The sequence below is a fragment of the Cohnella silvisoli genome (assembly GCF_021190915.1).
GTDB lineage: Bacteria > Bacillota > Bacilli > Paenibacillales > Paenibacillaceae > Cohnella > Cohnella silvisoli.
Window position 1 is genome coordinate 80,948 of the sequence record NZ_JAIOAP010000026.1, and the last position, 8,723, is coordinate 89,670.

General features: G+C 52.1%; 9 protein-coding genes. All 9 read left to right on the forward strand.

Features of this window, described 5'->3' with window-relative positions; all coding sequences use genetic code 11:
- Positions 1-115 precede the first annotated feature (115 nt).
- The 9 genes from K7P76_RS31480 (at position 116) to lysS (ending at position 8,362) form a co-directional block, all read left to right on the forward strand.
- Positions 116-1,699 carry an anthranilate synthase component I family protein gene (locus K7P76_RS31480; protein WP_232190067.1) on the forward strand — a complete coding sequence of 528 codons (1,584 nt, stop codon included), beginning with the start codon at positions 116-118 and terminating at the stop codon, positions 1,697-1,699.
- Positions 1,696-2,277: an aminodeoxychorismate/anthranilate synthase component II gene (gene pabA / locus K7P76_RS31485; protein ID WP_232190068.1), complete on the forward strand. Its 582-nt coding sequence runs from the start codon at positions 1,696-1,698 to the stop codon at positions 2,275-2,277. Before K7P76_RS31480 ends, pabA begins: the two co-directional genes overlap by 4 nt.
- A complete protein-coding gene (gene pabC, locus K7P76_RS31490; RefSeq protein WP_232190069.1) occupies positions 2,274-3,158 on the forward strand; it encodes an aminodeoxychorismate lyase in 885 nt (294 codons plus the stop codon). Before pabA ends, pabC begins: the two co-directional genes overlap by 4 nt.
- Positions 3,155-4,003, forward strand: a complete 849-nt coding sequence (gene folP, locus K7P76_RS31495; protein ID WP_232190070.1) for a dihydropteroate synthase — start codon at positions 3,155-3,157, stop codon at positions 4,001-4,003. The genes pabC and folP overlap by 4 nt, the downstream gene beginning before the upstream one ends.
- 54 nt (positions 4,004-4,057) lie before the next feature.
- A complete protein-coding gene (folB, locus tag K7P76_RS31500) occupies positions 4,058-4,450 on the forward strand; it encodes a dihydroneopterin aldolase (RefSeq protein ID WP_232190071.1) in 393 nt (130 codons plus the stop codon).
- 6 nt (positions 4,451-4,456) lie between these two features.
- A complete protein-coding gene (folK, locus tag K7P76_RS31505) occupies positions 4,457-4,966 on the forward strand; it encodes a 2-amino-4-hydroxy-6-hydroxymethyldihydropteridine diphosphokinase (protein ID WP_232190072.1) in 510 nt (169 codons plus the stop codon).
- 4 nt (positions 4,967-4,970) lie between these two features.
- Positions 4,971-5,999 (forward strand): tRNA dihydrouridine synthase DusB, encoded by a 1,029-nt coding sequence (gene dusB / locus K7P76_RS31510; protein ID WP_232190073.1) that lies wholly within the window; start codon positions 4,971-4,973, stop codon positions 5,997-5,999.
- A gap of 203 nt (positions 6,000-6,202) precedes the next feature.
- Complete coding sequence (gene greA / locus K7P76_RS31515) at positions 6,203-6,679, forward strand: transcription elongation factor GreA (RefSeq protein ID WP_232190074.1); 477 nt, start codon at positions 6,203-6,205, stop codon at positions 6,677-6,679.
- 171 nt (positions 6,680-6,850) lie between these two features.
- Positions 6,851-8,362, forward strand: a complete 1,512-nt coding sequence (gene lysS / locus K7P76_RS31520) for a lysine--tRNA ligase (RefSeq protein ID WP_232190075.1) — start codon at positions 6,851-6,853, stop codon at positions 8,360-8,362.
- Positions 8,363-8,723 lie beyond the last annotated feature (361 nt).

An 8,723-nucleotide genomic window follows, 5' to 3' on the forward strand; every position in this document is an offset into this window, starting at 1 on the left:
GGGGGCTGTTTTTGGTGCTCCTCGCCGGCTCTGTTTTGCGGAGAGAAAGCAGACCGAGAGCTTTTGTGGTATTCTGCTTAATAAGAGAACGGATCGAGGCGAGGGAGCAGTAGGCGTGGGATTAATCGGATTAGAGCAATGGAGGCAATGGAGCGGCCAGTTCACTTTGCTTCCCTATATAAGCAAGATCGAGTTCGGCAGCTCGGACGGATTGTTGCCCTTGTTCTGGGATAAAGCCTGGGAAGAGGCGTCACCTTACGCGTGCCTGCTGGAAAGTGGTAAAGGCGGAAGGTACTCCATTGTAGGCTTGCGCCCGGTGTCGGTTATCGTGGGCAAAGGCAATCGCGCACAGGTGTTGGAACCGAAGCGAGCGATCGGAGATAACTCATCAGAGGATGTGTGGTCTGCGACTCAGGAGAAGGAAGGCCCTCCTTTGGAGCAGGTGAGTCAGTGGATGAAGCCTTGGACGGGTCCAAAGCTGCAGGGTGTCCCGGATTGCGTTGGCGGCATACTCGGGTTCTGGAGCTATGAGGTTGTTCGAAGCTTGGAGAAGCTTCCGTTATTAGCCGAAGACGATCTCGGTCTGCCGGACTACGTGTTCGAGCGGTTCGAAGAGCTATGGATTGCCGATCATGAGGAGAATGCGGTCTATTGCGCGGTTCATGTACCGGTTCTTGCGTATAATAATGCGACGTTGGAACAATTGTATACGCAGGCTGAGAACCGTGCTAACGAGATGGTGCGACAGTGGAAAAGCTGGTTATCGGTTGGGCAGCAGGAAGAAACGCTCGAGCGTCATCGGAAGATGCTGGAAACGATGGAGCGGGATCAGCTGCACATCGACGTGGAAAGCTTGCCGGGTTTATCCACCTCGATGAGCAAGTCGCAGTACGAGGATGCAGTGCGAAGCATTCAGCGCTACATTGGACAAGGGGATGTCTTCCAGGTTAATCTCGCCATGCGTCAGAGCAGGCCGACGAATGTCTCTCCCGAGGTGCTGTACGATTGGCTTCGCAGGGTGAATCCTTCACCGTATATGGGGATGCTCCGAACGCCTTCTTTTGCGCTAGTCAGCGCGTCTCCCGAATTGCTGGTGAAGCTGGACGGGAACAGGTTGTCGACCCGTCCCATTGCCGGAACGCGTCGCCGAGGGAGAACCCCGGAGGAAGATCGCGCCATGGAAGACGAGCTGTTATCCAGCGAGAAGGAGCGGGCCGAGCATGTCATGCTCGTTGACCTGGAGCGCAATGACTTGGGCCGCGTCGCCAAATACGGAACGGTCAAAGTTCCGGAGCTGTTGACGGTCGAGCGTTACTCGCATGTGATGCATTTGGTATCCCAGGTGGATGCGCAATTGGCGGACGGGAAAGATACGTTCGACGTGCTGGCGGCGACCTTCCCGGGCGGCACGATCACGGGAGCGCCGAAAATTCGTACGATGGAAATCATCGAGGAGCTGGAGCCGACCCGCAGAGGGCCCTATACGGGGGCGCTCGGATGGATTGACTATAGCGGCAATATGGAATTTAATATAATTATTCGTACGATCGCGGTTCAAGACGGTATTTGTCATATTCAAGCGGGAGCCGGCATCGTTATCGATTCGGAGCCGGAGCGGGAATTCTACGAAAGCTTAAGTAAAGCCAAGGCATTGTGGAAAGCGGTACAGTACAGTGAAAAGCAGGAGGAACCGATATGATACTGGTCATCGATAATTACGATTCGTTTACGTATAATCTGGTGCAATACTTAGGCGAGCTAGGGGAAGATATCGTCGTGCATCGCAATGACGAGATTGATCTGGAAGGCATCGCCAAGCTGGCGCCGAACCATATCCTGATTTCTCCGGGCCCGTGCACGCCGAATGAAGCGGGAATCAGTCTGGCGCTTCTAGAGCGGTTTAAGGGAGAGATTCCGATCTTTGGCGTATGTCTCGGACACCAAGCGATAGGCCAGGCATTCGGCGGAGACGTCATTCGGGCGGACAAGCTCATGCATGGTAAAACATCGGAAATCACCCACGACGGCCGAACGGTCTTCGAAGGGCTTCCGTCCCCTTTTACGGCTACCCGGTACCATTCCCTTATCGTAAAACGCGAAACTTTGCCGGATTGTCTAGAAATTAGCGCCGAGACGGAGGACGGGTTGATCATGGGGCTGCGGCACAAAGAGTATGTCGTCGAAGGCGTGCAGTTTCATCCCGAGTCGATCATGACGGACAACGGACTGAAGATTTTGCGTAATTTCCTAAGCAATAAATCAGGTTTAAGAGCATGAAATTGCTTTTCAACGGACAATTGACCGACAGCAAAGAAGCCGCGATCTCCGTATTCGATCACGGTTTTTTGTACGGGATGGGTTTGTTCGAAACTTTTCGCACCTATAACGGACTTCCTTGGCTGCTGGACAGGCACGCGGCGAGATTAGCGAAAGGCTGCGAAATGTTAGGGATAACTTATGCCACGGACTTACAACGGATGGAACAATCGGTGGTCAGCCTGCTCAAAGCCAATGGCCTAGCAGACGGATACATTCGCTGGTCGGTGTCGGCGGGGGAAGGGGCTATCGGACTGCCGATCGACGCTTACGACAAGCCCAATGAAATCGTGTATGCGAAGGAATTGGCAGCCGATCATCCGTCAACCCGCAAGGGTAAAACCTTGCGACTGCTTAAGCTTCCCAGGAGCACGCCTGAGGGTTCGTTCCGGTTAAAATCTTTTCATTATATGAATAATATCGTAGCTATGCGGGAATTGATCGGTTCGGGAGCGGAGCTTGGGACAGAAGGTTTGTTCTTGGACGGCACGGGGCACGTGGTCGAGGGCATGGTTAGCAACGTGTTCTGGGTAACGAATGGTGAGCTCTATACTCCGTCCCCGCAAACGGGTTTGCTTGAGGGAATAACGCGTGAGTATGTGCTGGAGATGGCTGCTAATAGGGGGATATCCGTTAAGGAAGGCTTATATAGCTGGCAAGACCTGTTGAAGGCCGACGAGGTTTTCCTGACCAATTCCATTCAAGAAATCGTTCCGGTGACAATGATAGAGAATGAACGGGGAGAAGGCCGGCATCCGGGACATCAATCGCAGGCAGGCCCTCTTACTTTGAGACTGATGACGGATTACCGGAATGCCGCCGAGAAGGGGGAATCGCGATGAACCCGACCTTTTATAGGCGGACCTATACGTTTAGAGATGGTTTAGGGCTTGAATTGGGCGGGCGCACCCTGATCATGGGAATCTTGAACGCGACTCCGGATTCTTTCTCGGATGGCGGCCGGTTCGACGAGGTGGAAGCCGCTGTCGAAAGGGCGAAGCAAATGGTGGCCGAAGGCGCCGATATCATCGACATAGGCGGGGAATCGACAAGGCCGGGTCACGATCCAGTGCCACTGGAAGAGGAGCTTAGACGAATCCTTCCGATCATCCGGGCGGTGAGAGAGCACGTTAAGCTGCCGATTAGCGTCGATACTTACAAGGCGGAAGTGGCTCGCCAAGCGCTCGAAACGGGTGCCCATATCGTGAACGACGTATGGGGATTCAAACGGGATCCGGTATTGGCGGCGATTGTTGCAGAATACGGATGTCCGGTTATATTAACTCATAATCGGGAAGCTCGAGACTATTCGGATTTCATACCGGACGTGCTGAGTGATTTAATGGCCAGCGTGCATCTCGCACAAGCCGCCGGCGTCGCCAACGGTCATATTTGGCTAGATCCCGGAATCGGCTTTGCCAAGGATTACGAAGAGAACTTGGAAATGATGGGCCGCTTAAGAGATGTTGTCGGTTTGGGTTATCCGGTGTTGTTAGGAACATCGCGTAAAACGTTCATTCGGCGTATACTTGACGTGTCGGCGGATGAAGCGGTGGAAGGAACGGGTGCGACCGTCGCTCTCGGAATTGCCCAGGGCTGTCAAATCATTCGGGTGCATGACGTGCTGCAGATGAAACGCGTAGCGGCTATGACGGATGCGATTGCGTATCGGCAGGCGGAAGCTTGACGACAAATCGCAATGCAAGAGGCGCACATTTATCGCTTTTAAGGGGATGTAATAATGGATCGCATGGTGCTGAAGCGCATGGTATTTTACGGATATCACGGGGTGTACCCTGAGGAAAATAGACTAGGCCAGAAGTATATCGTCGACTTGGATCTTCGACTTGATCTAAGCCGAGCGGCGCAAAGCGATGACGTGGAGGACACGGTCAATTACGCTGAAATTCATGCGATCGTCAAAGCCATTGTGGAGGGTGCGCCGGTCAAGCTGATCGAGACGCTCTCCGAAAAGATTGCTTCCGCCCTACTCGGTACGTATACTAGTATCATTAAAGCAACGGTATCGGTAACCAAGCCGAATCCGCCGTTCGACATCACCTTCGATGGAGTAACCGTGGAGCTTCGGCGCCAAAGAGATAACAACGGTAACATCGTACCCGTAGAGGATTGAATATATATGCAGGAAGCATTCGTGGCGCTTGGCGCTAATTTAGGTGACCGGGAATCGTCTCTGACGGAAGCGATACGCAGGTTGCAAGCGGATCCCTACTTGGAAGTACGAAGGGTTTCGGCGGTTTACGAGACAGCTCCCGTCGGATTTACGGATCAGCCTTCTTTTCTCAATATGGCGGTTTCTCTTGTTACGGAACTTGATTCCATCTTATTGCTTCGTCGATTGCTGGCGATTGAACAGGAAATGGGACGCGTGCGAGATATTCGCTGGGGTCCGCGGATCATAGATTTGGATTTGCTGGTGCATGGAGATGTGCCCATGGAGACGTCGGAATTAACGCTCCCGCATCCGCGGATGGGACAACGGGCATTCGTATTGGTGCCGCTTCGGGACGTTTGGCCGGAGGAGGCCCCTTTCCCGTGGGAAGCGGAGCTTTCGGCATTTTCTCTGGCAGAGGAAGGAATTAAGCGTTTTGCCGAATGGAATGGCGAAGGGCTACGAAAGGAGTTGTAAGGATATGCTTAAGATTGGTAACGTACCTATGAACAATAACGTGGTGCTCGCGCCGATGGCGGGCGTTTGCAATCCGGCGTTCCGCTTGATCGCCAAGGAATTCGGCTGCGGTCTCGTCTGCGCGGAAATGGTAAGCGACAAGGCGATTCTGCACGGCAATCAACGGACATTGGAGATGCTGTTCGTCGATGAGCGAGAGAAGCCGCTTAGCTTGCAAATTTTCGGAGGCGACAAGGAATCGTTGGTGGAGGCGGTTAAATTCGTCGACCAGAATACGAACGCGGATATCATAGACATTAACATGGGCTGTCCCGTGCCGAAGGTGACCAAATGCGATGCGGGTGCACGGTGGCTCCTTGATCCTAAAAAAATTTACGAAATGGTATCCTACGCAGCGGATGCGGCGAAGAAGCCTGTAACCGTGAAAATGCGCATCGGCTGGGATGACCAGCATGTTTATGCGGTGGAAAATGCACAGGCAGTCGAACGTGCGGGCGGAGCCGCGGTCAGCGTTCATGGGCGTACGCGGGAGCAACTGTATACCGGCAAGGCGAACTGGGATATTTTACGGGACGTCAAACAAGCGGTGAACATTCCGGTCATCGGCAACGGGGACGTATTTTCTCCGGAAGACGCCAAACGACTGCTTGAACATACGAACTGCGATGGCGTCATGATCGGGCGCGGCGCCTTAGGGAATCCGTGGATGCTTTACCGTACGGTTCATTACTTAACGACCGGAGAGCTGCTTCCAGATCCGTCGCCGGCAGAAAAAATCAGAATCGCGATACTCCATTTGGATCGCTTAGCGGACCTTAAAGGCGAGAACGTCGCGGTGCGGGAAATGCGCAAGCATCTGGCTTGGTATTTAAAGGGCTTGCCCGATTCTGCCATCGTAAAAAATTCAATCATGGATTTAACGACCCGTTCGGGCGTCGTTACCGTGCTTGAGGATTACGTAAGAACAGTGGATGAATTGTTAGCCCGCGAGGCTTCGGATGGTTCGGAGTCGGCAGAAGCGCTCGTTCACTGAGGGGAAGCGGTTGCAGGGCTTTGCAAGGCATCCATTTCCGCGAATTGACATTTTTCAGGGGTTGAAATATAATCAGAACCAATATTCGCTAGGACCAACAGGAAAATCGCAGGCTTGCATCAATATCGATGTCATGTCGGCGGTGACCCACCATATATTTGATTAAACCCTGAAAATCTTTTCCATGACAGGAGATCGGTGAGATGAGCGACAAGGAAGTGCTTCTAACCCCGGATGGGCTGAAGAGGCTTGAAGAGGAACTCGAGAACCTTAAGTCCGTCAAACGCCGCGAAGTTGCGGAACGCATTAAGGTTGCGATTGGATACGGCGATATCAGCGAGAACTCGGAGTACGAAGACGCGAAGAATGAACAAGCATTCATTGAAGGCCGCATCATTACGCTGGAGAAGATGCTTCGCAACGCGCGTATTATCAACAACGACGAGATCGATTTGGAAACCGTGAGCATCGGCTCGACTGTCATCGTAGAAGATCTGGAGTTCGGCGATACGATGCAATATACGATCGTTGGCACGGCTGAGTCGGATCCGCTTAACAATAAAATTTCGAATGAAAGCCCTGTCGGCAAAGCGATCATCGGCAAGAAAAAAGGCACGACGGTTGAAGTGAACGTTCCCGCGGGTATCATTCAATATAAAATTGTCGATATCAGAATGTAATACAGGCGGCTACTACTATCCGCTAAAGACGTGACGGAAACCCGAATGCTCGAACAATACAATTGTTTTCAGCCGTCCTTAGGACGGCAGGCCCGGTGTTACTTGGAACAAAAAGCTTCCTACGGAAGCTTTTTTGCCTGTTATTCGTAAGAAATGAAGGAGAACGAAATTATGGATCATTCGGAACAATCGGAAACGATAGAATTAGGCGAGTTATTGCAAATTAGGCGTAATAAATTGGACGAGTTGCGGGCGCTTGGCATCGATCCGTTCGGAACGAAGTTTAATCGCACGCACCAAGCCGGCGATACCGTAGCGCAATATTCGGATCTATCGAAGGAAGAGCTGGATGAACGCGCAATCGAAGTCAGCATTGCCGGGCGCATTATGACCAAACGGGGAATGGGGAAAGCCGCTTTCGCGAATCTGCAGGATTTGAGCGGCAAGATCCAGATTTACGTCCGGGAGGATTCGGTTCCGGGTCATAAGTTCCAAGCATTCGACCTGCTGGATATCGGCGATATGATCGGCGTTAAGGGCACCGTGTTCAAGACGAAGACGGGCGAGACTTCCGTTAAGGTTAAGGATCTTGAAGTGCTCACGAAATCGCTGCTTCCGCTGCCGGATAAGTTCCATGGGCTGAAAGACGTGGAAACCCGTTATCGCCAACGTTATGTGGATCTTATCGTAAACCCTGACGTGCAGAAAACATTCATTTCCCGTTCGCGGATTATTCAGTCGATGCGTCGTTACTTGGATGACAGAGGTTATTTGGAGGTCGAAACGCCGACTTTGCATTCCATTGCCGGAGGAGCGGCTGCACGTCCGTTCATCACGCACCATAATGCGCTGGACATGCAACTTTACATGCGGATTGCTATTGAGCTCCATCTGAAGAGGCTCATTGTCGGCGGTTTAGAGAAAGTGTACGAGATCGGGCGCGTGTACCGGAACGAGGGAATCTCGACGCGGCATAACCCGGAGTTTACGATGATCGAGCTGTACGAGGCTTATGCCGACTATGAGGACATCATGCAATTGACCGAAAACCTCATTGCCCATATCGCGCAGGAGGTTCACGGGACGACGAAGATTTCGTACCAAGGTCAAGAGGTCGATCTGACTCCGGCTTGGCGCAGGGTATCTATGACGGATCTGATTCGCGAGACGGTCGGGGTAGACTTTACGGTACAGATGAGTGACGAGGAAGCGCATAAGATAGCTAAAGAGCACAAGGTCCCGGTTGAAAAGCACATGACGTTCGGGCACATTGTTAATGCGTTTTTCGAAACGTTCTGCGAGCATACATTGATTCAGCCTACGTTCGTAACGGGACACCCCGTGGCGATTTCTCCATTGGCGAAAAAGAAAGAGTCCGACCCGCGGTTTACCGATCGGTTCGAGCTGTTCATCGTGGCGAGGGAGCATGCGAATGCGTTCACGGAGCTAAATGACCCTATCGATCAACGCGAGCGTTTTGAAGCGCAGATGACGGAGAAAGAAGCTGGCAATGACGAAGCGCACGATATGGACGAAGATTTCATCCGTGCATTAGAATACGGAATGCCGCCTACGGGCGGGTTGGGTATTGGCGTAGACCGACTGGTCATGCTGCTTACAGATGCGCCATCTATCCGTGATGTTCTACTATTCCCACACATGCGGGATCGCGCGGATCACTAATTGGCGGCGTTAGGGAAGCCGGTTGTTCGCCCTCGCGGCGGGCGCCGGTTTTTGCGTTTAACGGGCTGTATGAAATTTCCAGTATAAAAAGGGTTGCAATCGTATTTGAGTCTATGATATATTACTTAAGCCGCTTCAAGAGGGCACACGTTAAACAAGAAAAACGAAGCACAAAAAGCAACACAAATTGATCTTTGAAAACTGAACATTGAGCGTAAGAAAACGAACAAAACGTCTGAAGATGACTTCGGTTGTCGGATGGCAAACCAGTTGTACAGATTGAGCCTCAAAGGCTCTTTAATAAGAAGCTTCGGCTTCAACTATTATGGAGAGTTTGATCCTGGCTCAGGACGAACGCTGG